22 protein-coding genes are annotated in these 24,839 nt (G+C 62.0%); 7 read left to right on the top strand and 15 right to left on the bottom strand.

Annotated elements, in window-relative coordinates; all coding sequences use genetic code 11:
• Positions 1-27: 27 nt before the first annotated feature.
• From METLW3_RS0116195 to METLW3_RS27600, 6 genes are all read right to left on the bottom strand, one after another.
• Positions 28-3,177 (bottom strand): type I restriction endonuclease subunit R, encoded by a 3,150-nt coding sequence (locus METLW3_RS0116195; protein WP_024880905.1) that lies wholly within the window; start codon positions 3,175-3,177, stop codon positions 28-30.
• The gene (locus METLW3_RS27615) at positions 3,170-4,195 is read right to left on the bottom strand and encodes an SIR2 family protein (protein ID WP_084484853.1); all 1,026 of its coding nucleotides are present in this window, start codon (positions 4,193-4,195) and stop codon (positions 3,170-3,172) included. The genes METLW3_RS0116195 and METLW3_RS27615 overlap by 8 nt, the downstream gene beginning before the upstream one ends.
• A gap of 11 nt (positions 4,196-4,206) precedes the next feature.
• Positions 4,207-5,562: a restriction endonuclease subunit S gene (locus METLW3_RS27610; RefSeq protein WP_036308960.1), complete on the bottom strand. Its 1,356-nt coding sequence runs from the start codon at positions 5,560-5,562 to the stop codon at positions 4,207-4,209.
• Positions 5,549-7,144, bottom strand: a complete 1,596-nt coding sequence (locus METLW3_RS0116175; protein WP_024880903.1) for a class I SAM-dependent DNA methyltransferase — start codon at positions 7,142-7,144, stop codon at positions 5,549-5,551. Before METLW3_RS0116175 ends, METLW3_RS27610 begins: the two co-directional genes overlap by 14 nt.
• A 246-nt stretch (positions 7,145-7,390) precedes the next feature.
• Positions 7,391-7,963: a terminase small subunit gene (locus tag METLW3_RS27605; protein ID WP_084484852.1), complete on the bottom strand. Its 573-nt coding sequence runs from the start codon at positions 7,961-7,963 to the stop codon at positions 7,391-7,393.
• Positions 7,964-8,183: 220 nt separating this feature from the next.
• Positions 8,184-9,803, bottom strand: coding sequence for an AAA family ATPase (locus METLW3_RS27600; protein WP_245267381.1), 1,620 nt, complete (start codon positions 9,801-9,803; stop codon positions 8,184-8,186).
• A 33-nt stretch (positions 9,804-9,836) separates the two neighbouring features.
• Between METLW3_RS27600 and METLW3_RS28330 the strand changes: the two genes are divergently transcribed.
• Entirely contained in the window at positions 9,837-10,442 is a 606-nt protein-coding gene (locus METLW3_RS28330) for a hypothetical protein (RefSeq protein ID WP_157516585.1), read from the top strand.
• Here METLW3_RS28330 and METLW3_RS28325 read toward each other — a convergent pair.
• The 6 genes from METLW3_RS28325 to METLW3_RS0116130 form a co-directional block, all read right to left on the bottom strand.
• A complete protein-coding gene (locus METLW3_RS28325; protein WP_157516584.1) occupies positions 10,423-10,770 on the bottom strand; it encodes a hypothetical protein in 348 nt (115 codons plus the stop codon). The two genes, METLW3_RS28330 and METLW3_RS28325, sit on opposite strands and share 20 nt — an antisense overlap.
• A gap of 47 nt (positions 10,771-10,817) precedes the next feature.
• Positions 10,818-11,018, bottom strand: a complete 201-nt coding sequence (locus METLW3_RS0116150) for a helix-turn-helix domain-containing protein (protein WP_024880900.1) — start codon at positions 11,016-11,018, stop codon at positions 10,818-10,820.
• A gap of 361 nt (positions 11,019-11,379) precedes the next feature.
• Positions 11,380-11,637, bottom strand: coding sequence for a pyocin activator PrtN family protein (locus METLW3_RS0116145; protein ID WP_036309725.1), 258 nt, complete (start codon positions 11,635-11,637; stop codon positions 11,380-11,382).
• A 2-nt stretch (positions 11,638-11,639) separates the two neighbouring features.
• Complete coding sequence (locus tag METLW3_RS0116140; protein WP_245267380.1) at positions 11,640-12,890, bottom strand: site-specific integrase; 1,251 nt, start codon at positions 12,888-12,890, stop codon at positions 11,640-11,642.
• 251 nt (positions 12,891-13,141) lie between these two features.
• Entirely contained in the window at positions 13,142-13,831 is a 690-nt protein-coding gene (locus METLW3_RS28320; RefSeq protein WP_157516583.1) for a hypothetical protein, read from the bottom strand.
• Positions 13,828-14,769 carry a GlxA family transcriptional regulator gene (locus METLW3_RS0116130; RefSeq protein ID WP_024880897.1) on the bottom strand — a complete coding sequence of 314 codons (942 nt, stop codon included), beginning with the start codon at positions 14,767-14,769 and terminating at the stop codon, positions 13,828-13,830. Before METLW3_RS0116130 ends, METLW3_RS28320 begins: the two co-directional genes overlap by 4 nt.
• A gap of 99 nt (positions 14,770-14,868) precedes the next feature.
• Here METLW3_RS0116130 and METLW3_RS0116125 point away from each other — a divergent pair, with 99 nt between their 5' ends.
• The 4 genes from METLW3_RS0116125 to METLW3_RS0116110 all read left to right on the top strand — a co-directional run bounded on the left by METLW3_RS0116125 (position 14,869) and on the right by METLW3_RS0116110 (position 19,740).
• Complete coding sequence (locus METLW3_RS0116125) at positions 14,869-15,537, top strand: DJ-1/PfpI family protein (RefSeq protein ID WP_024880896.1); 669 nt, start codon at positions 14,869-14,871, stop codon at positions 15,535-15,537.
• Positions 15,538-15,610: 73 nt separating this feature from the next.
• Positions 15,611-16,231: a 2OG-Fe(II) oxygenase gene (locus METLW3_RS26975; protein WP_024880895.1), complete on the top strand. Its 621-nt coding sequence runs from the start codon at positions 15,611-15,613 to the stop codon at positions 16,229-16,231.
• Positions 16,232-16,499: 268 nt separating this feature from the next.
• Complete coding sequence (gene parE, locus METLW3_RS0116115; RefSeq protein WP_024880894.1) at positions 16,500-18,518, top strand: DNA topoisomerase IV subunit B; 2,019 nt, start codon at positions 16,500-16,502, stop codon at positions 18,516-18,518.
• A gap of 166 nt (positions 18,519-18,684) precedes the next feature.
• Complete coding sequence (locus tag METLW3_RS0116110; RefSeq protein WP_024880893.1) at positions 18,685-19,740, top strand: sensor histidine kinase; 1,056 nt, start codon at positions 18,685-18,687, stop codon at positions 19,738-19,740.
• A gap of 199 nt (positions 19,741-19,939) precedes the next feature.
• Here the strand turns inward: METLW3_RS0116110 and dapE are convergent, their stop codons facing one another.
• Entirely contained in the window at positions 19,940-21,097 is a 1,158-nt protein-coding gene (gene dapE, locus METLW3_RS0116105) for a succinyl-diaminopimelate desuccinylase (RefSeq protein WP_024880892.1), read from the bottom strand.
• Positions 21,098-21,226: 129 nt separating this feature from the next.
• On the opposite strand from dapE, the gene METLW3_RS0116100 reads away from it, so the two are divergent.
• Complete coding sequence (locus tag METLW3_RS0116100; protein ID WP_018266465.1) at positions 21,227-21,472, top strand: hypothetical protein; 246 nt, start codon at positions 21,227-21,229, stop codon at positions 21,470-21,472.
• A gap of 85 nt (positions 21,473-21,557) precedes the next feature.
• On the opposite strand, the gene METLW3_RS0116095 is transcribed toward METLW3_RS0116100, so the two are convergent.
• Positions 21,558-22,193: an HdeD family acid-resistance protein gene (locus METLW3_RS0116095; protein WP_024880891.1), complete on the bottom strand. Its 636-nt coding sequence runs from the start codon at positions 22,191-22,193 to the stop codon at positions 21,558-21,560.
• 235 nt (positions 22,194-22,428) lie between these two features.
• Here METLW3_RS0116095 and METLW3_RS0116090 point away from each other — a divergent pair, with 235 nt between their 5' ends.
• Positions 22,429-24,405: an EAL domain-containing protein gene (locus METLW3_RS0116090; protein WP_024880890.1), complete on the top strand. Its 1,977-nt coding sequence runs from the start codon at positions 22,429-22,431 to the stop codon at positions 24,403-24,405.
• Positions 24,406-24,425: 20 nt separating this feature from the next.
• Here METLW3_RS0116090 and METLW3_RS0116085 read toward each other — a convergent pair whose 3' ends face one another.
• Positions 24,426-24,752 (bottom strand): hypothetical protein, encoded by a 327-nt coding sequence (locus tag METLW3_RS0116085; RefSeq protein ID WP_024880889.1) that lies wholly within the window; start codon positions 24,750-24,752, stop codon positions 24,426-24,428.
• Positions 24,753-24,839 lie beyond the last annotated feature (87 nt).

The raw sequence follows: 24,839 nt of genomic DNA, 5'->3' as shown, positions 1-24,839 counted from the left end.
TTTTCCGACGTCGGAGGGCTTCAAACGCTATACGATTTCCTGCAGCAAGTTCTCCGCCTGAGCAATCACTGTTTGAACCGCCTCGTCGGCGAGGTCTGGCGGATAGCCGTATTTCTTCAATATACGCTTTATGAGAACGCGCATATTCGCTCTCGCGCTTTCGCGCTTCGCCCAATCGACGGTCACATTCTTTCGCAGGCTTTCGAGCAGCTCATGCGCGATCACACGCAATTTCGTGTCGCCCATGGCCTGAACGGCGCTCTCATTCTCGGCGAGCGCCTCATAGAAGGCCTTCTCTTCCGGCGAGAGGCCCATCTCTTCGCCGCGCACACGCGCCGCCTGCATGTCTTTGGCGAGCGCGATCAATTCATTGATCAATTCGAGCGCCGAAATCGCGTTGACGTGGTAGCGGGCGACGGCCTCCTCGAGGCGCTTGGAGAACTTGCGGCTCTCGACCAGATTGGATTTCGAGCGACTCACGATCTCGCCGTTCAAGAGCTTCTTCAGCGCCTCCAGCGCGAGGTTCTTGCGCTTCATGCCTTGAATTTCGGCCAAGAACTCGTCCGAGAGGATCGATATGTCTGGGGAGGAGAGGCCCGCCGCCTTCAGAATGTCGACGACTTCCGAGGAGGCGATGGCGCGGTCGATGAGCTGCTGGACGGCGAGCGCTCTTTCGGCCTTGCCGATTTCTCCGCGCAAAGTCGTCTTGGCGATGGCGGCGCGCACGGTCTGAAAGAAGCCGACCTCGTCGCGAAGCTCCGCCGCGGCGTCGTTCGCTGACGACAGCGAATAGGCCTTTGTCAGCTCCAGCGTCATGTCCTGATAGGCGCGATGAGCGCGCTTTTTGTCCTCGTCGCTGGTCTTTTTGGCGGCTTCGCTCTCCTGCCATTTCAAGACCCAGTCGATCGCGCCTGCGAGCGCCGCGAGGCGTTGCTGCGGCGCTCCGGCCAGGCCATCCGCATAGTCGAAACCGTGAAACACGCCGCGGATGCGCTCGACGCATTCCAGCATTTTTGCGACGGCGGCTTCTTCATCGACGCCCGTCTTGTCGCGATCGGAATCGCTGTAATCGGCGAGCGCTTTCCGAAGATTCTGCGCTATGCCGATATAGTCGACGACGAGGCCGCCTTCCTTGTCGCGAAACACGCGATTGACGCGGGCGATGGCCTGCATGAGCCCATGGCCGCGCATCGGCTTGTCGATATACATCGTGTTCATGCAAGGCGCGTCGAAGCCGGTGAGCCACATGTCGCGCACGATGACGAGCTTCAGCGGATCGTCGGGGTTGCGCGCGCGCTTGGCGAGCGCATCGCGTCGTCGCTTCCCGCCGATATGCTTTTGCCATGCGAGCGGATCGGAGGCGGCGCCCGTCATGACGATCTTCACAGCGCCCTCGGCGTCGTCGTCGGAATGCCAGTCCGGCCGGAGCGCGATGATCTCGTCATAGAGCTTCACGCAGATGCGGCGGCTCATGCAAACCGCCATCGCCTTGCCCTGCAAGGCCGAGAGGCGCGCCTCCAAATGCCGCACGAGGTCGGCAGCGATCTGCTCGATCCGCTTGTCGGAGCCGACGAGCGCCTCGATCGTCGACCATTTCGCCTTGAACTTCTCCGCCTCGGTCAGCGTCTCGTCTTCGAGCATCTCCTCGATTTCGGCGTCGATCTTCGGCTTCTCCTCCTCGTCGAGCTGAATGCGGGCGACGCGGCTCTCGTAATAGATCGGCACGGTCGCGCGATCCTCCACCGCGCGGGAAATATCGTAGATGTCGATATAGTCGCCGAAAATCGCCGGCGTGTTGCGGTCCTCCCCTTCGACCGGCGTTCCCGTGAAGCCGATGAAGGAGGCGTTGGGCAAGGCCTGCCGCAGATAATGGGCGTAGCCATAGCGGCGGAGGCCCGTCTTCGTGTTCAACCGCGCGTCGAGCCCATATTGGCTGCGATGCGCCTCGTCGGCGATGACGATGACATTGCGGCGGTCGGTGAGCAGCGGGAAATTCTCCTCGCCGGGCGCGGGCGAGAATTTCTGCAAGGTGGTGAAGACGACGCCGCCGGCCGAGCGGTCGAGAAGGCGCTTCAAATCCTCGCGGCTCGTCGCCTGCTCGGGCGTCTGGCGAATGAGGTCGCGGCACAGGCTGAAGGTCGCAAAGAGCTGGTCGTCGAGGTCATTGCGGTCGGTCAGCACGAGGAGCGTCGGATTGGCCAACTCCCGCGAGCGCACGGCGAGGCCGGCGAAAAAGGCCATCAGAAAGCTCTTGCCCGAGCCCTGAGTGTGCCAGATGACGCCGATCTTGCGGTCGCCATCGGGACGCGAGGCCTCCACCGCGTGCCTTATGGCTTTCTTCGCGCCATGAAACTGGTGATAGCCGGCGATGATCTTGAATGGCCCTTCGCCCTTATCGCCGAAGACGGTGAAGTCGCGGAGGAGGTCCAGAAAATTGCGATGGTCGAAGACGCCGCGCAGCAGCGTGTCCAGCTCGGGCGCGCCGGGCGGCGCGTAATCCTCGCCGTTCACCGTGCGCCATGGCATGTATCGCTCTTCATCGGCCGTCAGCGAGCCGATGCGCGCTCTGACGCCGTCGGAGACGACGAGCGCCCCATTGGCGCGAAACAGCGAGGGGATTTGCTCCTTATAGGTCTCGATCTGGCGGACGGCGGCGCCGAGCGTCGCAGTCTCGTCGCCGGGATTTTTCAGCTCCAGCACGGCGAGCGGCAGGCCATTGACGAAGAGCACGACATCGGCGCGCCGATTGTTGCGCTTCTCGATCATGGTGAATTGATTGACGACGAGCCAGTCATTGGCCGCGGGGTCGGAAAAATCGACGAGCCAGACTTTGGCGCTGACGATGCGGCCCTTGTCCTTATATTCGACATCGACGCCCTCGGTGACGAGCCGATGCAGGCGGCGGTTCTCCTCTACGAGATCGGGCGTCTCGGCGGCGAGGATTTTGCGGATCGCGGCGGCGCGCGCCTCCTCGGGAATGGTCGGATTGATGCCGGCGACGCAGGATTCGAGGCGCTTGACGAGAATGGCCTCGCGAAAGGTCGGGCGCTGCGGCGCCACGCCTTCCGGCGAAATATCGCCGCCGTGGAAATAATTCCAGCCGAGCGATTTCAGCGTCTCTATGCCGGCGTGCTCGACATGGGCTTCGGAGAAGCCGGAGACCGAGCGATCAGTCATCTACGCCTCCTTCCATAAGCGTGACGAGCAAGTCTTCAATTCGCTCATCGTGATCATCTGCAGGATAGTAAATCGGGTGGATTCCAGCGTTCGCGAGAAAGGCACGCCGCGCACCGCGTTCGTCATCTATTGGGCACGGCAAGAATGCGTAATGCCTTGTCGGAGAGTCGCTCGCCGCCGCTTTCAAGTCGCATAAAGCCGAATAAGTCCGGTCAGATTGCAGACTGCTGCCCATGAAAAGGAGGCTTCTGGCCCCCAAAAGACCGCCGAGAATGTTCGTCAGCGTCACACTGCCATTATAAGCGTCATCATATTCGCGCTGCGTCAACACTCGACCATCTTCTACGTCGGCTTCGCCGTGCAGGCGTAACAGACTGTGTGGCTCATTGCCGATCCTCTGCCTCGCCTCTCTCAATCGGCGTCCGCAAAAATCATTTGAAAAAGGGAGTTCAGCGTTTGTGTAGGCGTATTTCAGCACGTAATCAAAATTTGTCGTGATTACTTCTTCCCGGAACAGATGTGGCAAAAGCGCGACAGGGCCGAGGACCGTACGGTAATGACTGCCTAGTTGATTGTGAATCTCTTCTGCAAAAACGCCGGCCCCTAACGTGTCGTGGACAAGTTGGGCGACTTCTTCGTAATGACCTTGCGATAGTAATAGATCAACCTGCCTTCTAAGCTGAGGCGCATCTGCCAACAATGAAATCAAGAACGCGCCCCACGGTCGAAAGCCGCTGGGTATCGAGAGACCTGCTCCGACAAATGGGATTACATGCCCGGATTTGAATCGGTGCGTAAGAGTACGAAATCGTTCCAGGCACCGGGTTGCTTCGAGAAACTCTTTTGCTCGATCTTTTGCTTCCTGCTTTTGGCGCTGGACCCACTCTGAAAAAGAGGCCTCATAATCGCCTCCGGCCATCGCCTCAAAAACATCAGCGCTCGGCCAACTAAACTCGCCAATCCTGACCGGCCAATTCTGGTCCAGACTGTCTTTAAAGCGTTGACGAAAATATTCCATAATTCAACGCCTTACAAGAAGGATTCGGCGTCGCGCACGCGCACTTCGCCTGACATGAGTTTCGGAAGAAGGTAGTCACGGGTTCCGGCGAGGGTGCGCGTCTCGGCCACAGAACCCGCGATGCGCGCAAACAATGGGTCGATCAAGCCGTTTATCGCCTGCAACACTTCCATTTTATCGGGAAACGGGCTCGCGATCGGTCTAAAATTCTTTTTGCTGATTTCCTGAAACGTCGAGCCATTCGCGTTGGCTATAATTTTGTCCATATTCGCTTTGCACCATAGGTATAGGAAAGAGCTTCCCAGGGCGCTGTTTGGTTTCAACGCGATGAAACCCTGGTTTATCGCAACGGGAACTTGTGCAATGGTCAAGTATCCAATCGGCGCGCGCGAAGAGAGCAAGACTGTTCCTACAGGCAGCAGGCCCGATGAGATACGAGCGAGACCCGCACTACTGATTCGTCGTTCCGTCGCGAATAAGACCGGGTCCGAATTGGTTGATAAGTCCTTCGGTGTCGCCCAAAAATGCTCACCAGCCTCCCACAGCGAAGCGTCTGAAGTGCTCGGAGTTGCGCCGCCGACAGTCTCGACAAGGGCTCCGATTGCTTGGTTTGTCCATCCTTCCGGCAAACCATCACCGCCAAGCAACTCCGGGAAAAGCGCTGCGAGTTCCGCCGCGCGGTGCGCATTCTGCACGAGCCCGCCCATGATGGCGATGGGATCGGTCGCGCCTTGCTGCTTGCGGCGGACGGGGCCGAAATCGACGAACCAATCCTTGAAAATCGCCTGCGCCATTTGCCCCAGCGTCTCGTTCATCCGCCGGTTCAGTTCGATCTTGTCGTCGAGGGCGCCCAGAACGGAGGCAATCTCTTGTTGCTCGCGCACAGGCGGAAAGATGAATCGAAAATTGAGTTGCTGCGAAATGCTCACATAATCGGCAGCCATCGCGCCATGCGTTTTGTCTGCGTCGAGAGCGGCAATGAAAGCCGAACTCTTCATCAAATAGTATAAGAATCGAGGCGCTAATTTGGACGGGTCTAGCGATCGCCAATATGCGACTTGAGGCGCAAAAACGACAGGAGGTTGTCCCTCTCGTAGAAATCCGGCTCGCCCTACGGTTCCCTTCGTGATGAAGGCCGTATCTCCTGGTCTAGTCAGTTTCGATCGAATTTTCTCGATCAAATCTGCCCTGATATGATCCGTCGTGTTGGTGTTGATCCAACCGCCTTCGATATCCCCTCCACGAACGAACGGGATACCAGTTATTGCAAGTTCCTCGTTTTTCATTCGATACCCGTCCGAAACCAACAAGGCTCCAGAAGCAACAAGGTCACCTATTCGGAGTTCGCGCCAGTCAAGCGGAGGCATTTACACGCCCCAAAGCTTCAATGATCCTTCTTTCGAGATCACGCCCCTCCGTGAAATGCTTTTCCAACTCCGCCCGTAACGACCCGATCCGCTCCTCGAACGGAACACCATCGTCCTCCACATCCGCCGCCCCGACATACCGCCCCGGCGTCAGCACAAACCCATGCTTCGCGATCTCCTCCACGGTCGCCGATTTGCAAAACCCCGGCACATCCTCATAAAGCCCGCAATCCCCGCCCTTGGCGCGCCAGCGGTGATAGGTTCCGGCGATCTTCTCTATATCCTCCGGCGAGAACTCCCGCCGCGTGCGGTCGATCATGCGGCCGAGATTGCGTGCGTCGATGAAGAGGATTTGCCCGCGCCGGTCCCTGTGGCCGTTGGCGCTCTTGTTGCGCGCGAGAAACCACAGGCAGGCGGGAATCTGCGTCGAGAAGAAGAGCTGGCCCGGCAGGGCCACCATGCAGTCGATGGCGTCGGCCTCGACCATTCGCTTGCGAATGTCGCCCTCGCCCGATTGCTGCGAGGACATGGAGCCATTGGCGAGCACCACGCCCGCCGTCCCGCGCGGCGCGAGGTGGTGATAGATATGCGACAGCCACGCATAATTGGCGTTGCCCTGCGGCGGCGTCCCGAAGGCGCTCCAGCGAATATCCTCCTCGAGGCTGGCGCGCCACCAATCGGAGACGTTGAAGGGCGGATTGGCGAGGATGAAGTCGAATTTCACGTTGGAGAATTCGTCGCGGACGAAGGAGCCTTCATTGTTCCATTTGATGTCCGCGTCTATGCTGCGCACGGCGAGATTCATCTTGGCCAAGCGCCATGTGGTGTTGTTGCGCTCCTGCCCATAGATGGAAATGTCGTTGAGCCGTCCGCCGTGCTCGTCGACGAATTTCTCCGATTGCACGAACATGCCGCCCGAGCCGCAGCAGGGATCATAGACGCGGCCCTTATAGGGCTCCAGCATCTCGACGAGCACGCGCACGACCGAGCGCGGCGTGAAGAACTCGCCGCCGCGCCGCCCCTCCGCCCCCGCGAAGCCCGAGAGGAAATATTCATAGGCGCGGCCGAGGAGGTCCTTGGTTTCCTCACCCTCCTCATGCATGCCGATGTCGGAGAACAGCTCGACGAGATCGCCGATCATCTGCTTGTCGAGCGCCGGCCGGCCGTAATCCTTGGGCAGGACGCCTTGAAGCGTCGATTCGTTCGCCTGCTCGATCGCCTCCATGGCGGCGTCAATGAGCCCGCCTATGTCGACGCGGCGCGGCTTGCCCGTGGCGGGATCATCGATTTCCAGGTCGCGGGCGCGGGCGTTGGCCTTCAGATAGGACCAGCGGGCGATCTCCGGCACCCAGAAGACGCGGGCGGCGAGATATTCCTCCGGGTCCTCGGGATCGGCGAATTCCTCCTGCTGCAGCTTGGCGTGCTGAAGCTCGAAAGCGTCGGAGATATATTTGAGGAAGATGAGGCCGAGGGCGACGTGCTTATATTCCGAGGGCTCCAGATTACCCCGCAGCTTGTCGGCCGCCTTGAAAAGCTCCGCCTCGAAATCGAGGTCGCCCCCACCGTTACGCGCGCCCGCCATCGAGTGATTCCATTGGGTGTTCGATAAACGAAGTGATTGATCTCATTGAGGCTGTTGTGACGACTGAGACGCCTCTGAGCAACTTTTCATGAAAGCGGGCGAGTCGTCAAATCGCGCCTCCGACGCTCGATCCCGCGGAGAGCGGCGGCCGGTGTGGGGTTTTGGGCGCGGCGGAGACGCGGGGCGGCCGCAAAGTTCGGCTACTGTGGCACGGGCTGCTTTCGTCGGTAGGCCCGATATTCGTTTTCAGTTGCCGTCTCCTTGAACCAGCGCGGCCGGCTGCTCATTCGTCTCGGTCGTCTTGAAAGACGAGCCCTGCACCTGTTTGACGAGCACGCTGATAGGATCGTCGAACTTCACACGCACAGGCGAGAACATGCCCAGGTGCTTCATGAGCTTGTCGAGCGCTTCGATCTTGTTCGCGAGCTTGACCTTCTTGAGCGTGCCTGCCGGCGCGTCATCGGCGGCGCGCAGCTCCACGATTTCGAGCCCAATGAGCGCGCGACGAGTATCTTCGTCGATCTCGTGAATAGGCCGCAAGGTGCCATCGGTAGTAAAAGCTTTACCGATATCAAAGAACGCAAGTCGAGCCAGCTCGATCAGCACCCTATCTTGACTTATTTTTGTGCGGCATTCGCGTTCGGACATCGCTTTTGCCAGGGCTTCCTTGATGGACGGTTTAGTCAGGTTTTCCTCGCCGATCTGCCGCGCCGTGCGCTTGGAGTATCCGGCTCGGATGGCCGCTTGAGTGGCGTTTAAATCGACAAGATATTCAAAAACGAAAGCACGCTGTTTTGCATTAAGGTCATCGCGGGCCATATCATCGCTCCTCTCGTTTTCGTGTCTTCCGCCGCATGGGCGTCGAACCCGTGCAGCACCCGCACCTCACTCTCGACTCTCGATCCTGGGTTTCTTACCCGCACCGCACCCCACACCCCTATAAGGGGGTGCGGGTGCGGGTAGCGCGGGCGGTCAAAAACCCGCACCTTCCGCACATATCCGCACCGCACCTTTGAAGGTGCGGGTAAGCCGATCGCGATCATTCATCGGCTGGCCTCCCGACTTCGATGAACGGTCGTTCGTCGCCGTTCTTGTCAGGCCGCCTGATGACGACCAGCGCGCCGTTTTTTATCCATATTTTGAGAAGCCCGGCGATTTTGGACTTGCACTGCTTATTTCCCACGTCGAGCTTGAGAGCGTCTGCGACGGCGTGTCCGGCCCAATCCTTCGCCTGCGAATTCTCGCGCCATTCGCCCGTGGAAATAGCACTCTGAACGGCGATAAGGTCTCTTGCCGTTATGTCGTCGAGAGGATCGGGCCACCTCCACGCCGTCACAACTCCGATTGAGTCGCCGAACGGTAGCTGACCGCCGTTATCCAAATCGACAGAGCACATGCGGAACCATGTGGCCTTCTCGGATGACGGCGACATATTCGACTTTCCGCTATTGACGCGGAAATGAAGGCGTCGATTTTCGACGCCTGCCTTTTCGCCTTCGTCGGATGTCATCTGGTTGAGAACGCGAGCGCTGCGCGCCGCCGAAATCAGAGCCGAGGCTCCACGCGCCATCTCTACCGTTACCTCGACGTCGCCGACCTTCCTGACATGGTGAACAAGCTCGATGGCGCAATTCGTCTTGTCGGCTATGTCGGCCCACTCGCGTGCTATGGCGTCGATCGACGTATTGTCGTTTTCCGGGACCCGATGGCTCGACACAAACGGGTCGATGACAACCACGTCGATCTTATGTTCGATGATCGCCGCCTTGATCGCATCGACAACCGGACGGATTATGACCGTTCCAGACTTTTGCGTCTCGGCGATCACGATCTTCATTTCGCGACCGGAGTCGATATACAGTTGCCCCTGACAGTCCTGCCGCCGAATTCCGTAGAACTTCATCGTTGCCGAAAGTCGACGTTCGAGTTCGACCGTCGGGTCTTCGCCGTTCCAAATCCATACGTTCAGCGGAGTGGCTGGCGCGACGCCGTGAAGCAATGCGCGTCCGCTCGCCATGGACGCCGCCTCGGCAAAGAGCAGAGAAGACTTGCCGACGCCGCCCGGAGCCACCGTGGCGGAGACAAATCCTCGGATGAGATGGTCGCCATAGACCCACTCGCGCGGGGGTATCGAAGAGCAGTCTGGCCAGCGAAAGGGCGTGGCGCGAATGACTGGAATATCATGCGCCCGCCGGTTCAAAGGCGCGCCGGCTGCCATTCCTGGCTCGACCGCGCCATCCTGGTTCAAGGTGCGCCCGATCTCTGCGGCAAGCGCCGCGATCTCCGCTTGCTCGTCGCGCCAGCCGAGCGCTTCCGGCGTCACGCCGAGCCTGTCGCAGAGCCAGTGCGCTGCGGCGGTCGCATCCTCGGCCCCACCCCATTCGATCGCCATGTCGATGGCCGTGCGCTTGCCGTGGTTCGGGTCACCCATGTCGGCCACGCCGAAGTCGATAATCCCGCCTGGGTCAAAGCCTATGTCTTCCTGCAAATCGCGGCCGAGGTCTTTCGATTTGACCCTGAACCCGCCCGATCCCTGCTTCGTGGCGCGCGGGAAGATCGCCGTGACCCACAGGTCGAGATTGGCGAGCGCGCGCTCATTCACCGCGCGGAAGAAGCTCTTGCCGTCGCCGGCCGGCAGCTTCTCGGCCGCTCGGATCACCGCAGGCTTGCGCTCTGGCGCTGGCTGAGGAGCGTGCGCCGCGACGCGCGCGAGCAGCCGCTCGATCGTCTGCGGGGCAGGGCGGATATCCTCTGGGGTATCCTCGATGTGGTTGCCGGTGATCGTCAGATAGCGATGCGAGCCGTAAATCTCGACATGCGCCGGATCGCATTTCGTCGTGCTCTCGACTTTCCCTCTGGCCAGGAGGCGGACGCCTGTGCCGCTCGGGCTGACCTCGGCGTAGGTTTCCGCAAGCTCGACGATCTCGGCCGCCCACGTCTCCAGCTCGCCAGTCTCGACGTTTCTGCAGGCGTCGAGGTCTATGCCAGTGAGCCCGTCGCCATCCGTGAGAACGAAGCCGACGCCAGCGAGGCGCGCGATGCGCGTGCGCCAGCACGCCTTCTCGTAGGCCGCCCAGGTCTTCGGATCGCTGTGATTGCCAGCGCCGCCCGTGTTCGGATCGACGGGCGGCTTGGTCGGCTTCGGCGCGCCGGGTCGATGGAAATATTTCCACGAGACCCAGTGCGGAATAGCGCGCAGCTCGTCGAGCGCAGAGGTCGGCGGCGCATAGGCGAGCGGATCGAAAACGTCGATATCCGAAGCGAGCACGCCGTCCTCCTCAGTGAAGGACCGCGATAAGGACACCAACTATTACATCCTCGGCGTCGTCGAGTGATAAGCCGCAATCATCGACGGCGAGATAGATTTCGGCGGCGATGCGCTCACGCTCTTCGAAAGAGAGGCGTGAAAATCGACGATGCTCGAAAGGCTCGTCATTCATGCCCGGAGTTCGGCCTCGTTCGAGGAGCCTCAAGCGATTAAAGGTTTTGCTGACCGTCGAGTCGATTGCGTCTTGGCACTCATGCAGGCGCGGGGTCGCTGCAAAAATTGTGAAGGCGCGGCGTCGCAGTTCGGCAGCTTGACGGAAATTAGAGCATTCGATATTCATTTCTCTGCCCTGCATCATAAATCGTAAGCGCCCGCTGGCTTTGCCCCCAGCGGGCGTTTTTGCATTTAGGCGGCCTGAGCGGGCTCGTCGCCACGCGCCAGACGCGCGATCTCTGCGGCGCTCACGAACGTCCTACCCCCGATGCGAACAAAGTTGATTTGGCCACGGCGTGCCCAACGATAGATAGTCGCGTGGCTCACGCCGCCGAGCTGCGCGCGGGCTTCGGGGATCGGGACGAGTTTGCGGGCGGTGTTGTTGTCAGTCATCTATCGTCTCCTGCGAGCTATGGAGAAACTGCTTGATCATTTGATCGCAGGCATGGTCACTCGATTTGAGAGTTCCTCAAAGCATAAAATTGCACTTCGCTGAAATGTCGCGAAACAACGCGCAATCTGGCAAAACAAAAATGCTGCATGTTCCGGTCGTTTGATTTTCGTATATTTGAAAATATCCAAGAAGGCCTTGGCGTGTCTTTTTGTGCCGCCTCGAATCAGTTGCCCTTCCTCAGCGCGCAAGCCGACGATGGACGCGATGTGCGTATCTGCGGCTCAAAAGCAGTCTGGGCACGGAAGCGGGTTCGCTCCGTGCCCAGTTGGTCGATCTGGTCGCGTCGTGCTGCTGCGGAGATTAGCTTGTCATCGCCTTCAGCTCTTTCGTCGCAGCCTCGCGCTGAGCGTCGATCCAATTCGCAAGATCGTCGATATGGACGCCCCGTGCCGCCTTCTGGCTCGACGCTTCCATGCGGACGATCGGTATCTTGATGTCGCTTTTCGCCGCCTTCTCGATGAAATGGCGCGTCGTCAGATGCGCGAAGTAGTCCTTGCAGGCGAGCTCCAGCGGATTTATCGCCATTGCGCCAGATGCGCGAACATCTTGTTCGGTCACTTTCAAGCGGCTGGATTGCCGCTCGATCTCTCGAATTTCAGAATGTTGCCGCCCGTCTTCGGCTCGCAATGGCTCGCCCAGGCGGCCATGAGCGCTCGGCGCTTTTCCAGCGCATCGCTGCGCCGATATGCTTGTTCTGCCTTGTCGCCGACGACATGCGCAAGCGCCGCTTCCGCAATCTCGCGCGGGAAATGGGTTTCGTTTCCAGCCCAATCGCGGAACGCCGATCGAAATCCGTGGACTGTTATGTCTTCGACCTTCATACGGCGCAGCATCATTTCCATTGCCATGTTCGAAAGGGGACGGGTTGCCTTCCGTCCAGGGAACACGAAGTCTCCGGCCTTTCCCTCTTCGAGCGTTTTCACGATCGCCAAGGCGCGATCCGACAATGGTATGCGATGCTCGCGTGCGGCCTTCATGCGCTTGGCCGGAACGGTCCAGACCTTTTTCTCTGTGTCGATCTCGCACCACTGCGCGCCGAGCGTTTCCCCCGAGCGCGTCGCGGTCAAAATGCAGAACTCCAGCGCCAGCGCCGCCATCGCGTCGCGACCGCGCAGGCTGGCCATAAACGCCGGCATATCGGCGTAGGCCATTGCGGCGTGATGGCCGCGCGAGAGCTTCTGGCGCTTCGGAAGAAGGTGAGACAGGTGGCCGCGCCATGCGGCGGGGTTTTCACCGGAGCGCTGGCCCTGAGCCTTGGCGGCATCGAGAACGGCCTCGATCCGGCCGCGAAGGCGGGACGCGGTTTCCGGCTTTGCCGTCCACAAGGGTTTCAGCACGTCGAGCACGGCTGCCGTGTCGATTTCGTCGACCGGGCGCGTACGCAGCGGCGCGGCATATTTGAGGAGCGTCATCTTCCATTGTTCGCGATGCTTGGAATTGCGCCACTCGCCCTCTTTGGCGGCAATGAGCGCATCAGCGACTTCCCCAAAGGTCGGCTTGCTGGCAGGAACTTCCCGACTTTGGTCGCGCGCCGCGATCGGGTCTCGGCCCTCTCGGGCAACGTGCTCGGCGTCGTCGCGAGCCTTGCGGGCGTCGGCGAGCGAGACCGCAGGGAAGCCGCCGAGGCCCATCTCTCGACGCTTCCCGCTCCAGGGGAAGAGATAGAGCCAGCGTCGGCGCATGGCCGCGCCCTCGCCGTCGATGACCAGATAGAGCCCGCCGCCGTCCGAGTGTCGGCCCGGCTTTGTGAGCGCCGCCGCCTGCCGCGCCGTTAGCTTATTTCTTGCCCGAGCCATCGGCCCCGCCCACATTTGGCCCCACTACCGGCCCCACTTATGGACTGCGCTTATAAGCGATAGCGTGACTCATGGGAAGACGCCATGAAACAGATAATCCAATATTTCATTGGCTTATTGCGTCAGGGTGATTTTCAGTGAGACGCGATGGATCGATAGTTCGGCGGACACCACTTCCGCCAGTTCGATGCCTCGCTGCAGGGTGCGCGAATGGAAGCTGTTCGTTCGAGTCCGAGCGTCGGCGCATTTTTCCGGGTCGCCATCGTTCAGGACGGCGGTAGCGAGTTCTGGAACCAATTTGCTCTTGCCTCAGAGACCTTTGACGTCAGGTAAGCGATTCCTAAATTCGCACATACGACGGGACTGACGTTCTGGATCGGTTTTCCAAAGTGCATGTTCGGCGGTAGATAAATGATGCCACGATCTTTAACCGCTATTAGCCGCACTTCACCGGGGGTAAAGCCAATACGGAGTTGGCTAAGCGTTTCCCTATCTCCAATTATTCTCATGCCATCATGGCCAGATCGTATTTCAAGACGTTTGATATGCAGAGGTTTTCCTGGTTCGCTGTTAAGCGTCACGTTTCCTGGTTCCTGACTGGTAATCCTTTCAATTCCATGTTCCGCTGCGTTTCTGGCGTGCAGAAGGTATCTCAATAGCTCATCTGAACTACGCTCGTTTGATATTCTGTCAAACCAGCCTTTGGCGCTTCCAAGCTCGGTCGCCTTTTTTAAGCGTGTGTACACGCCATTCTGCGCTATCAGAAATTCTTCCCAGAGCAAAGCAAGTTGATCTAAAGTTTTGGCCGCTTCCATATCCCTGAGCTTTCTATTAGCATGATTTAATTTCTCGATTGCCGCAGAAAATGCCTTTTCATCCATTCGAACGATCCCAAGGTCATCAAGGTCAGTGCGCGGAAATATATCAGCCGCCCCAAACGTGTGGAACAAAATCATGCCCGGCTCCGCCCCCCACGCCGAAACGCTTGCGGCGGCTGCCCGTAAACGCGCAGAAACGCCCGTCGCATTCGTTCTGGATCGCGAAAGCCGCTGTCGCGCGCGATTTGCTCGATCGCGTCGGCGCCGCTCTCCAGCGCGCTCTTCGCTCGGTCGAGCCGCAGGCGCTCGATCGCCTTGGCCGGCGTCGCGCCGGTCGCGCGGGAGAAGGCGCGCGCGAAATTGCGTGGGCTCATCGCGGCCTGCTCGGCAAGCTCCTCCACGGTGAGGCGATGTTGCAGACGCTCGCTCGCCCAGCGCAGCAGCGTCGCGAATTTGTCTTGCCGGCTCTCCAATTCCAGCAGCGCGGAAAATTGCGATTGGCCGCCGGGGCGCCGATGATAGACGACGAGCTGCCGCGCCACGGCGCGCGCGATATCCTCGCCGAGATCGTCGTCGATCATCGCCAGCGCGAGATCGATCCCCGCGGTGATTCCGGCGGAGGTCCAGATCGGCCCGTCGCGTACGAAGATCAAATCCGGCTCCAGCCGAACCTTCGGAAAACGTCGCTGAAAATCGCCGCTGCGGCTCCAATGCGTCGTGGCTCTGCGGCCGTCGAGCAGCCCGGCCGCCGCCAGCACATAGGCGCCCGAGCACACGCTCGCCACACGTCGCGCGCGCGTCGCTGCGCGGGCGACGAAAGCGAGCGTTGCTTTGTCCGTGGCGGCGCCGCGCGTGCCGAGGCCTCCGGCGATCAGCAGCGTGTCGCAGCGTCGCGCCGCGGCGAAGCCCGCGGCTGCAATGGCGACGCCGGAAGAGGAGCGCACGAGGCCGGGCGCGGCGGCGATGGTCCGTATCGCATAGGCGCCGGGGACGATGCGCGCGGCGATCTCGAATGCGGCGATCGGACCCGCGGCGTCGAGAATCTGAAAATCCTCGAAGATCAGCAGAGCGATGATCCGCGCGCTCATGGCTCTGTCCGAAAAAGTTGGAAAACCGTCATTTGAGACAGAGCCTAGCGGCGCTACTCTGCCTTCGTCAACAAGGGGAGGCTCGCAATGTCCGACCAAAGCTTTCGCATCGTCTTCGCGATTTTTCCGCGTCTCACCCAGCTCGATTTCACCGGGCCTTTCGAGGTGCTGTCGCGGCTGACCGGCGCGGAGGTCGTCGTCGCCTCGCGCGAGGGCGGCGGCGTCGCTTCGGACACGGGACTCGAATTCGGCTCGACGCGCATGCTCGCCGGCGTGGAGCGCTGCGATCTCCTCTGCGTTCCCGGCGGCCCCGGCGTCGAGGCGGCGTCGGTCGATCGCGAATTTCTCGAGCAGATCGCGCGGCTCGCGGAAGGCGCGCGCTATGTGACCTCGGTCTGCAACGGCTCGCTGCTGCTCGGCGCCGCAGGCCTGCTGCGCGGCAAGCGCGCCGCCTGCCATTGGGCCTGGCGCGATCTTCTGCCATTGTTCGGCGCCGTTCCAGACGCCGCGCGCGTCGTGCGTGACGGCCGTGTCGTCACCGGCGGCGGCGTGACGGCGGGCATTGATTTCGCTTTGACGCTCGCAGCCGATATCGCTGGCGAGCAGGTCGCGCGCGCGATCCAATTGTCGATCGAATATGCGCCGGCGCCGCCTTTCGACAGCGGGCGTCCAGAGATGGCGGGCGCAGCGCTGGTCGAGTTCGTATCGCCGCGTTTCGCCGAGCGAAAGGCGCGTTTCGCGGCTTTGCATGGCTGAGCGCGGCGCGGCTTTTTAAGGTGCGGCTTTCTGTGCTCTATCGAGCGCTTCTGTCGCCGCAATGGATGCGCCTATGACCGCCGCCGCCACGCCTGCGCATGTCGTCATCGACGGCTTTCTCGGCGCGGCGCGCGCCGGCGAGCTGATGCAATTCGCGCTGGAGCATGAGAGCGAATTTCACCAATCGCGTTTCTATACAGCCGAGCGCGAGGCGCGCGTCGATACGTCGGTGCGCGATTCTTCGCATCTTCTCGAGCTCGGCCCGCTGCGCGCGGCTTTCGCCGCATCGGTCGATGTGGTTCTCGCGCGTTTGACGCGCGAGCTGAATGTTTGTCTGCCGTCCGAAACGAAAAAAGAGATCGAGATGGTGCGCTATGGCGATGGCGGCTTCTTCAAGCGCCACGCCGATGCGCCGCCGCGGCCAGACGGACACGACAGCGTGCGGGCGCTCACGCTCGTCTATTATTTTCACGCGCTGCCCAAGCGTTTCGAGGGCGGCGCGCTGCGGCTCTTTTCGCTGGACGGCTTTGCGGACATAGCGCCGGTCTATGATCGTCTCGTCGCTTTTCCCTCCGCCGCGTTTCACGAGGTGCGGCCGACGCGCTGCGCGAGCGCATTTGCCGCTGGGAGATTTTCGATCAATTGCTGGGTGAGGCGGGCGCGCGAAGGGCAATCCCCCTCGCCATCATGCTGAGGAGGTCGCGAAGCGACCGTCTCGAAGCACGAGGGCGATCTCCAGAAGGCGGCGCTGACGGTTTTCTCGTCCTTCGAGACGGCGGCTGCGCCGCCTCCTCAGGATGAGGAAACCTCAACCCGATTCTTCTCCAGGTCCGGCGCAGCTTTCGTTCTGGTCGGCTGGAACAGGCAGAGCGCGAGATAGGCGGACGTCCCAATTCAAAGAAGTTCATTGTATGTTCTCATACCCCCTCGCGCTCCCCCTCGCGAATCGCTAAAATCCCTCCATGGCCAAATCCGATGATCTCTTCGGCGGTGCTCCGCGCAAGCCCGCCGCCGCCGCTCCCGCCGCGAAAGCGCCCAAGGCGCCGGCGGAATATGACGCCGCCTCTATCGAGGTGCTCGAGGGGCTGGAGCCGGTCCGGCGGCGACCCGGCATGTATATCGGCGGCAAGGACGAGGCCGCCATGCATCACCTCTTCGCCGAGGTGCTGGACAATGCGATGGACGAGGCCGTCGCCGGCCACGCCAGCTTCATAGAGGTGACGCTCGAGCCGGGGGGCTGGCTCACCGTCGTGGATAATGGCCGCGGTTTTCCGATCGATCGACACCCGCGGTTTCCGGACAAGACCGGGCTCGAAGTCGCGATGACCATGCTGCACGCCGGCGGCAAATTCGATTCGGGGGCCTATCAAACCTCCGGCGGCCTGCATGGTGTCGGCGTGTCCGTAGTCAACGCCCTGTCGGAGAGGGTTGAGGTCGAGGTGGCCAGAGAGCAGCAGCTCTATCGTCAGGTCTTCTCGCGCGGCCTCGTCGCCAGCAAGTTTGAAAAGCTCGGCCGCATCGCCAATCGCCGCGGCACTAAGGTGCGCTTCAAGCCGGACGCGGAAATCTTCGGCCCGGCGACGCATTGGCGCCCGGCGCGGCTGTTCCGCATGGCGCGCTCCAAGGCCTATCTCTTCGGCGGCGTCGAGATTCGCTGGCATTGCGCTCCGGCGCTGATCGAGCCGGGCTCGGATGTGCCGGCCGAGGCCGTGCTGCGTTTCCCCGGCGGGTTGCGCGATTATCTCACGCGCGAGACCGAGGGCAAGGAGCTGGTCGCCGATCAGCCCTTCGTCGGCAAGGTGCAGCGCGAGGGCGGCCATGGCTCGCTCGAATGGGCCATCGCCTGGTTCTCCAATGAGGACGGTTTTTCCCACTCCTATTGCAACACGATTCCGACGCCGGACGGCGGCACGCATGAGGCGGGCTTTCGCCTCGCTCTGCTGCGCGGCTTGAAGGATCACGCCGAGCGCATCGGCCAGGCCAAGCGCGCCGCCAATGTGACGGCCGAGGACCTCATGGGCCAGTCGGCGGCGATGATCTCCGTCTTTATTCGCGAGCCGGAATTCCAGGGCCAGAACAAGACGCGGTTGATGAATGTCGAGGCTTCGCGCCTCGTCGAAGGGACGGTGCGCGACGCTTTCGACCATTGGCTCGCCGGCGCGCCGTCGCAGGCGACCAAGCTCCTCGATTTCGCGGTGGAGCGCTCCGAGGAGCGGCTTCGCCGACGCGCCGAGAAGGAGCAGGCCAGGAAATCCCCGACGCGCAAATTGCGCCTGCCGGGCAAGCTCGCCGATTGCACCAATACGTCATCGCAAGGCTCGGAGATTTTCATCGTCGAGGGCGATTCCGCTGGCGGCTCCGCCAAGGCCGCGCGCGACCGCGCCAGCCAGGCCGTGCTGCCTTTGCGCGGCAAGATTCTCAATGTCGCCTCGGCGGGGCGCGAGAAGCTCGCCGCCAATCAGCAGCTCGCCGATCTGGTGCAGGCGCTCGGCTGCGGAATCGGCTCGCATTATCGCGACGAGGATTTGCGCTACGACAAGATCATCGTGATGACCGACGCCGATGTCGACGGCGCGCATATCGCGTCGTTGCTCATCACCTTTTTCTTTCGGCAAATGCCCAAGCTCATCGACGGCGGCCATCTCTATCTCGCCGTGCCGCCGCTCTACAAGCTGACGCAAGGCGCCAAGACCGTCTATGCGCGCGACGACGCGCATCGCGACGAGCTGGTGAAGAAAGTGCTGACCGGCAAGGGCAAGATCGAGACGAGCCGCTTCAAAGGCCTCGGCGAGATGATGCCGGCGCAGCTCAAGGAAACGACGATGGACGCCAAGAAGCGCACATTGCTCAAGGTCGTGATCGCCGGCGACGAGCGCGAGGAGACCGCCGATTGCGTCGAGCGGCTGATGGGCGCCAAGCCAGAGGCGCGTTTCGCCTTCATTCAGGAGCGCGCCGCTTTCGCCACGGAATTGGATGTGTGACGCGGGAACCGCGGCCCGGGCGGCGACGTTTACCGTTTCGTGCAATGGAGCGCATTGGGAGCGCATTGGCGACGAGTGATTTGGAAATGATTTTCTCGCCCGCCGGAGGCCATTGGGCTATGGTCCGCGCCACTCGAAGCGGGCGGCGGGCGTCGAGAGGTCGAGCTTGACGGACATCGACGGAAGAAGCGAGTCGTCTGCGCCGCAGCGGCGGGACGATCGCGACGAAGCTCTGGCGCTCGAGCGCATGCGCATGGCGCTCGACGCGAGCCTCACCGGAATTTGGGATTGGGATCTCGTCACCGGCGAGGTGCATCTCGATTCGCGCGTGCGCGCGCTCTGGGCGCTGCCGGACGATGCGCCGGGCAGCTTCGAGATTTTCCGCAATGCGATGCATAAGGACGACAAGCACAAGGACGATAAGGCGCAGACGCGCGAGGCCGTTCAGGCCGCGCTCGATCCCGGCGAGCTCGGCGATTATGAGGCGGAATATCGCGTCATCGGCCAGACCGACGGCGTCGAGCGCTGGATCGCGGTGCGCGGCCGCACTTTCTTCGAAGGCGGACGCGCCGCGCGCATCATCGGCACGGCGCGCGACATAACCGATCGCAAGCGGCGCGAGGATCATGTCCATGTGCTGCTGCGCGAGCTGGTGCATCGCTCCAAAAATCTTCTCGCCGTGGTGCAGGCCATGGCGCGGCAGACGGCGGCGGGCGCGCCTTCGCTCGCCGATTTCCAACGCAAATTCGCCGCGCGTCTGCAGGCGCTCTCCATGGCGCATGATCTTCTCGTGTCGCAGGACTGGCGCGGCGCATCCATGGTCGAGCTGGCGCGCGCGCAATTGTCCTATTGTCTCGACGTCGGCTGCGTCGAGGAGCAGACGCGCGCCGGCGGTCCCGATCTTATGCTGAAGCCGGAGGCCGCGCAGAACATCGGCCTCGCATTGCACGAGCTTTCGGTGAATGCGCTGACGCATGGCTCGCTGGCGCAGCCGGACGGGCGCATTGAGCTGCATTGGCGCCTCGAGGACGGGCGCTTTGTGGTGGAGTGGCGCGAGTTCGGCGGTCCGGTTGTTTCCGAGGCGCCGTCCGAAGGCTTCGGCCACAAGGTCATCAAGCGCCTCGTCGCGCAGGCGCTGGGCGGCGAGGCGACGATCGGCTTTCCGCCCGACGGCTTCGAATGGACGCTCGCCGTGCCGGCGGCGCAGGCGCTGGCGCAGTGAGGGCGTGCTCCCCTTCTCCCACTTGTGGGAGAAGGTGGCCTCGCGAAGCGAGGTCGGATGAGGGCCGCTGCGGGTTTGCTGCGCTCTGAATTGTAGATAATGCTGTGGCGGCGCGAGCCCTCATCCGACCCGACTTCGTCGGGCCACCTTCTCCCCCTGCGCGGGAGAAGGGAGCGCGAACCTTTGTTGTTTCGGGGCCTCAGCGCGTGAAATAAGTCTCGATGATGCGCTTGTAGATCGCCGTCAGCCCATCGACATCCGCGACGCACGCATGCTCGTCCACCGCATGGATCGACTCGTTGAGGAGGCCGAACTCCAGCACCGGGCAATCGCGCGTGATGAAGCGCGCATCCGAGGTTCCGCCGCTGGTCGAAAGGCCCGGACGGCGGCCCGTCATCTCCTCGATCGCGCCGGCGACCAGCGTGCTGAAATCGCCCGGCGCTGTGAGGAAGGGCAGAGAATTGCAGGGCAGGAACTCCACCTCCACTTTCGCGCCCCCCGCGGCCGTCTCGATCACGCGGCGGATTTCCGCCTGCAGCGTTTCCAGCGTCCACACATTGTTGAAGCGAATGTTGAAGCGCGCGCGCGCTTCGCCGGGGATGACATTGGCCGCCTGATTGCCGATGTCGATCGACGTCACCTCGAGATTGGAGCGGTCGAAATGCTCCGTTCCTTCGTCGAAGACATGAGTCGAAAGAGCGGTGACGATGCGCGCCACGGCGGGCGTGGGATTGTCGGCGCGATGCGGATGGGCGGAATGGCCCTGCTTGCCGCGCACGGTGAGGCGTCCGTTGAGCGAGCCGCGCCGGCCGATCTTGATCGTGTCGCCGAGCTCTTTGACATTGGTCGGCTCGCCCACGATGCAATGGTCGAAGACCTCGCCATGCGCTTTCGCCCAATCGAGCATCTTCACCGTGCCATTGACGGCGGGGCCTTCCTCGTCGCCGGTGATGAGGAAGGAGATGGCGCCCTTGGGAGCGCCATGCTCCTTCACATAATCGATTGCGGCGGCGGCGAAGGCGGCGATGCCGCCCTTCATATCGGAGGCGCCGCGGCCGAAAATCTTGCCGTCGGCGATCTCGCCGGAAAAGGGATCGAAGCGCCAGCGCTCGGGATTGCCGCTCGGCACCACATCCGTATGGCCGGCGAAGACGAGATGCGGCCGGCCCTCGCCGATCTTGGCGAAGAGATTGTCGATATCCGGCGTGCCTTCCTCTTTGAAGACGAGCCGATGCGTCGTGAAGCCCGCCTCTTTCAAGCGCTGCTCGAGCACGCCGAGCGCGCCGGCGTCGGCCGGGGTGACGGAGGGGCAGCGAAGGAGATCGCGGGTGATGGAAAGGGCGGGGGAGAGAGTCATGAGCGGAAGTTAGGGAAATGCGAGGGGCTCTGCAATATGAGCGAGCAGCGAATAATCGCTCCCGACCTCTCTGGCCTGAAACGTGCTTCCTCGCGGACACGGAGACAAATGTCCGAAAGGGAACAGGAAATGTCCGAAGAGACCGGGGGCTATTTCATCGATTGGGACGGCAAGATGCGGCCCATCGGCCAGCCCGGCAAAGGGCTGCGCTGCGAGGTGGATCTGAAGGCCAAATATGTGATGGTCTTCAACAAATACGGCGGACTCGACCATGAGTCGACCTGGTACGCCGATGAGGCCGCCGTCGCCAAGGCGGGCCTCAAGGTCGTGCACGCCGATCTCGATTCGCCGATCAAGATTTCCTCGATCGACTGATTTTTCGAGCTTTCCGCGGGGGCGGGAAGGGGGCACGGGGCGCCTGTGGCTGCGGGCGCCCCGATTTTTTTGTCCGATCCGGCGATCACGCGCCCTGCGGATGCGCCAGCGGCGGATGCTCGACATGGCGGGCGTGCAGCCGGAAGGCCAGGATCAGCTCCACAATGCCGAGCGCTATGGCGTAGATGCCGACCCACCAGGTGAGCACCACCGCGCCGATGACCGGCGTCAGCAGCAGGAACAGGCCGAACACCACGGCCAGCAGGCCGCCCAGCGCCAGCCACCAGCGGCCGTGATCCTCCTTCAGATCGAGCGCCGAGCCGAAGGTCAGCGCGCCGCCGACGACCTCGCCCGCGCCGAAAACGGCCACGAAGATGAGGGCGGTGATGCCCGGCCAGAAGGCCGCGAAGGCGCCGGCGGCGATCTTCACCAATCCGGCGAGGAAGAGAAACAGCCAAGCCTCGCCCTGCCGCGCGGCGCGCACGGCGGCGACGATCGTCGCTATGCCGTCCACGGCCGCGAAGATCGCGAAGACCAGCACCAGCGACAATATGGTCACGCCGGGCTGGAACACGGCGATGAGCCCGAAGATGATCGCCGCGAGGCCGCGCAGGCCGATAGCCCACCAATTATGGGCGAGAATAGCGTTCTTCGCCTCGAGCTTGTTCAGATCGAACGGGCTGCCGCGAAACGGATCGCCGGATACGCTGCTCGTGCTCATGCTTGGCTCCTCGGAATTTTCGAATGCCGCGAGGCGACGGCTCTCCGACGGGGGAGCCGGCCCCCGCATGACATTGGTCCGTTTCGCGTTTCGTCCAGGCCTCCGCCGGGCGACGTCGCGTTGCATCGTCGCAGTGGAATTGTTTTCTCGATCTTAACCAGTTCGCCACCGTTCCTGTCTAAGCTTCCGGTGCGGCCATTTTTCGATTTACGGGTGACGAGCGCCTGAAAGGTCGTTGATCTTGAAGAATAATCTCATCAGAAAACTACATTATTTGTTCAGCGTTCCGACCGACGACGTGGAGCTGATTCGCGCGCAGTTTCGCGCATTCGCGCGGCAGATCCCGCTTCTCTATTTCATCCTGGCGACCAATGCGCTCGCTGTGATGTTCACCTTCGCGAAATTCGGTCATCCTTGGCTATCCGTCTATGCGCCGAGCGCGCTCTGCGCCCTTTGCCTTCTGCGTGGCGTCGCCTGGTGGCGGATCGGGCGCTCGCAAGTGCCGGACGACATCGCCATCCGCCACATGCAGCGCACCAATAGACTGGCTTTCTTCATCGCCGTGGCCTTCACCGCCTGGGGCCTGTCGCTCTACACCTATGGCGAGGGCGACGCCTATGCGAAGGCGCAGATCGTCTTCTTCCTGGCCTTGACGATGATCAGCTGCAACTTCTGCCTGATGCATCTTCGGTCGGCGGCGCTCAACGTGACCTTGGTCGGCGTCGCGCCTTTCAGCCTGTTCTTCTTCTTCGCCGATGATGGGCATTTTCGCGCGGCGGCGGTCAATCTGGCGCTCGCCGCCGTCGGCATGATCGCGATATTGATGATCTATTATCGCGATTTCGCGCATCTCGTGGCCTCGCGCCGCTCGCTGCTCGAGAAGCAGGCGGAGACGCAGCGGCTCAGCGACGAGAATTCGCGTCTCGCCAATATGGACGCTCTGAGCGGCCTGCCCAATCGCCGCGCGCTGATGACCAGGCTCGACCAGTGCAGCCGCGGCGCCGGCGCGCCGCCGACCGCCGTCGTCTATATCGATCTCGATGGCTTCAAGGACGTCAACGACACTTACGGACATTCGACCGGCGATCGGCTGATCGACATAGTGGCCAAAGAGTTCCTCCGCGTTCTGCCCGAGGGCGCGATGCTGGCGCGCGTCGGCGGCGACGAGTTCGCGGCGGTGGTCTCGGCCGCGGACGCCGAGCGCGCGGCGCGCGCCTTCGCCAGCGGCGCGCTCACGGTTCTCGCGCGTCCGATCCGTATCGGCGATCGCGCGGTGCAGATCGGCGCGAGCGTCGGCGTCTGCTGCACGGAGGCGGACGGCTGCGACGCGCAGGAGCTGTTCCGCCGCGCTGATATCGCTATGTATCACGTCAAGGCCAATGGCAAATCGGGCATGAGGATCTACACGCCCGATCTCGATCTCGAGCGCCAGCGCCAGCAGGACATAGAGGATCAGCTGCGCCGCGCCCTCCGCGCCGACGAGCTCGATGTGGTCTATCAGCCCATCGTCGGCGCGGCGGAAAATCGCGTCGTCGCCGTCGAGGCGCTGGTGCGCTGGCCGCGGCGGCCGGAGGGCGAGCTCACGCCCGATCAATTCGTGCCGGTCGCCGAACGCAGCGGGCTCATCAATCAGCTCGGCCTCTTCGTGCTGCGCCGGGCCTGCGAGGATTTTCTCGATGTCGAGGCGATCAAGGTCGCCGTCAATGTCTCGCCGGCCCAGTTCCGCGATCCTGATTTCGAGCGCGCGGTGATGCGGACATTGCTGGAGACCGGCTTTTCCTCCGCGCGTCTCGAGCTCGAGGTCACGGAGGGCTATCTGATCGACCATCCGCAGCGGGCGGCGGCGGTGATCGCCTTTTTGAAGACGCTGGGCGTCGCCGTGGCGCTGGATGATTTCGGCGCCGGCTACACCAGCATCGCCTATCTGCGGAAATATGGCTTCGACCGTATCAAGCTGGACAAATCGCTCGTCGATCGGGTGACGATCGAGAAATCGACCGGCGTGCTCGTCGCCGGCGCCATTCACATGGCCAATGCGCTCGACATGGCCGTGACCGCCGAGGGCGTGGAGACAGAGGAGCAGGCTTACGTGCTCGGCCTAGCCGGCTGCCAGCGCCTGCAGGGCTTTCTGTTCGGCCGGCCGATGCCGCTCGGCGCTTTTCTCGCAATGGCCGCCGACGCGTCGGCGCCGACGGCGGCCTCCGCCGCGTGACCGAACAAAGAAATATAGAGTCACCGGCCGCGCTGATCCCAGGAGCCGCCCATCGTCTTCACGAGATGGATGTAGTCGAAAAGGTCGCTGAGCATGAAATGGCGGTTCTCGATCGTCTTCATATGGGCGACCGTGTGAGGGTCGCCGGCCAGATAGCGGGAGGCGGTCGTTCGAAATTGCTCGGGCAGGCTGAGGTTGAAAGAGGAAGGCTGCATGAGCATGCGGCAGATCTGGTCGAAGAGCAGCCGGAAGCGCTCGTCCTCCGGGTCCATGTAGACGTCCCCGAAATCCTCCTTGTAGCGGCCGAAAAGAGCGAGATAATCGTCGCTGTCGGGCTTTTGCTGCATTGGGCTCCTCCCTGCCGGCTCGAAACCCAGCTTGCATGAAAGAACGGCGCCACCGCCGCGCCATTTGAGCCCGGCCCCGCAAATCCG

Origin of the sequence: Methylosinus sp. LW3 (assembly GCF_000527115.1) — a bacterium.
Taxonomy (GTDB): domain Bacteria; phylum Pseudomonadota; class Alphaproteobacteria; order Rhizobiales; family Beijerinckiaceae; genus Methylosinus.
This window is presented reverse-complemented; position numbering and strand designations above follow the sequence as displayed.

Excerpts from the sequence above, each read along its gene's own strand:
- METLW3_RS0116195 (WP_024880905.1), bottom strand. The coding sequence starts at position 3,177 with ATGACTGATCGCTCGGTCTCCGGCTTCTCCGAAGCCCATGTCGAGCAC.
- METLW3_RS27615 (WP_084484853.1), bottom strand. The coding sequence starts at position 4,195 with ATGGAATATTTTCGTCAACGCTTTAAAGACAGTCTGGACCAGAATTGG.
- METLW3_RS27610 (WP_036308960.1), bottom strand. The coding sequence starts at position 5,562 with ATGCCTCCGCTTGACTGGCGCGAACTCCGAATAGGTGACCTTGTTGCT.
- METLW3_RS0116175 (WP_024880903.1), bottom strand. The coding sequence starts at position 7,144 with ATGGCGGGCGCGCGTAACGGTGGGGGCGACCTCGATTTCGAGGCGGAG.
- METLW3_RS27605 (WP_084484852.1), bottom strand. The coding sequence starts at position 7,963 with ATGGCCCGCGATGACCTTAATGCAAAACAGCGTGCTTTCGTTTTTGAA.
- METLW3_RS28325 (WP_157516584.1), bottom strand. The coding sequence starts at position 10,770 with ATGATGCAGGGCAGAGAAATGAATATCGAATGCTCTAATTTCCGTCAA.
- METLW3_RS0116150 (WP_024880900.1), bottom strand. The coding sequence starts at position 11,018 with ATGACTGACAACAACACCGCCCGCAAACTCGTCCCGATCCCCGAAGCC.
- METLW3_RS0116140 (WP_245267380.1), bottom strand. The coding sequence starts at position 12,890 with ATGTGGGCGGGGCCGATGGCTCGGGCAAGAAATAAGCTAACGGCGCGG.
- METLW3_RS28320 (WP_157516583.1), bottom strand. The coding sequence starts at position 13,831 with ATGATTTTGTTCCACACGTTTGGGGCGGCTGATATATTTCCGCGCACT.
- METLW3_RS0116125 (WP_024880896.1), top strand. The coding sequence starts at position 14,869 with ATGTCCGACCAAAGCTTTCGCATCGTCTTCGCGATTTTTCCGCGTCTC.
- METLW3_RS26975 (WP_024880895.1), top strand. The coding sequence starts at position 15,611 with ATGACCGCCGCCGCCACGCCTGCGCATGTCGTCATCGACGGCTTTCTC.
- parE (WP_024880894.1), top strand. The coding sequence starts at position 16,500 with ATGGCCAAATCCGATGATCTCTTCGGCGGTGCTCCGCGCAAGCCCGCC.
- dapE (WP_024880892.1), bottom strand. The coding sequence starts at position 21,097 with ATGACTCTCTCCCCCGCCCTTTCCATCACCCGCGATCTCCTTCGCTGC.
- METLW3_RS0116100 (WP_018266465.1), top strand. The coding sequence starts at position 21,227 with ATGTCCGAAGAGACCGGGGGCTATTTCATCGATTGGGACGGCAAGATG.
- METLW3_RS0116095 (WP_024880891.1), bottom strand. The coding sequence starts at position 22,193 with ATGAGCACGAGCAGCGTATCCGGCGATCCGTTTCGCGGCAGCCCGTTC.
- METLW3_RS0116085 (WP_024880889.1), bottom strand. The coding sequence starts at position 24,752 with ATGCAGCAAAAGCCCGACAGCGACGATTATCTCGCTCTTTTCGGCCGC.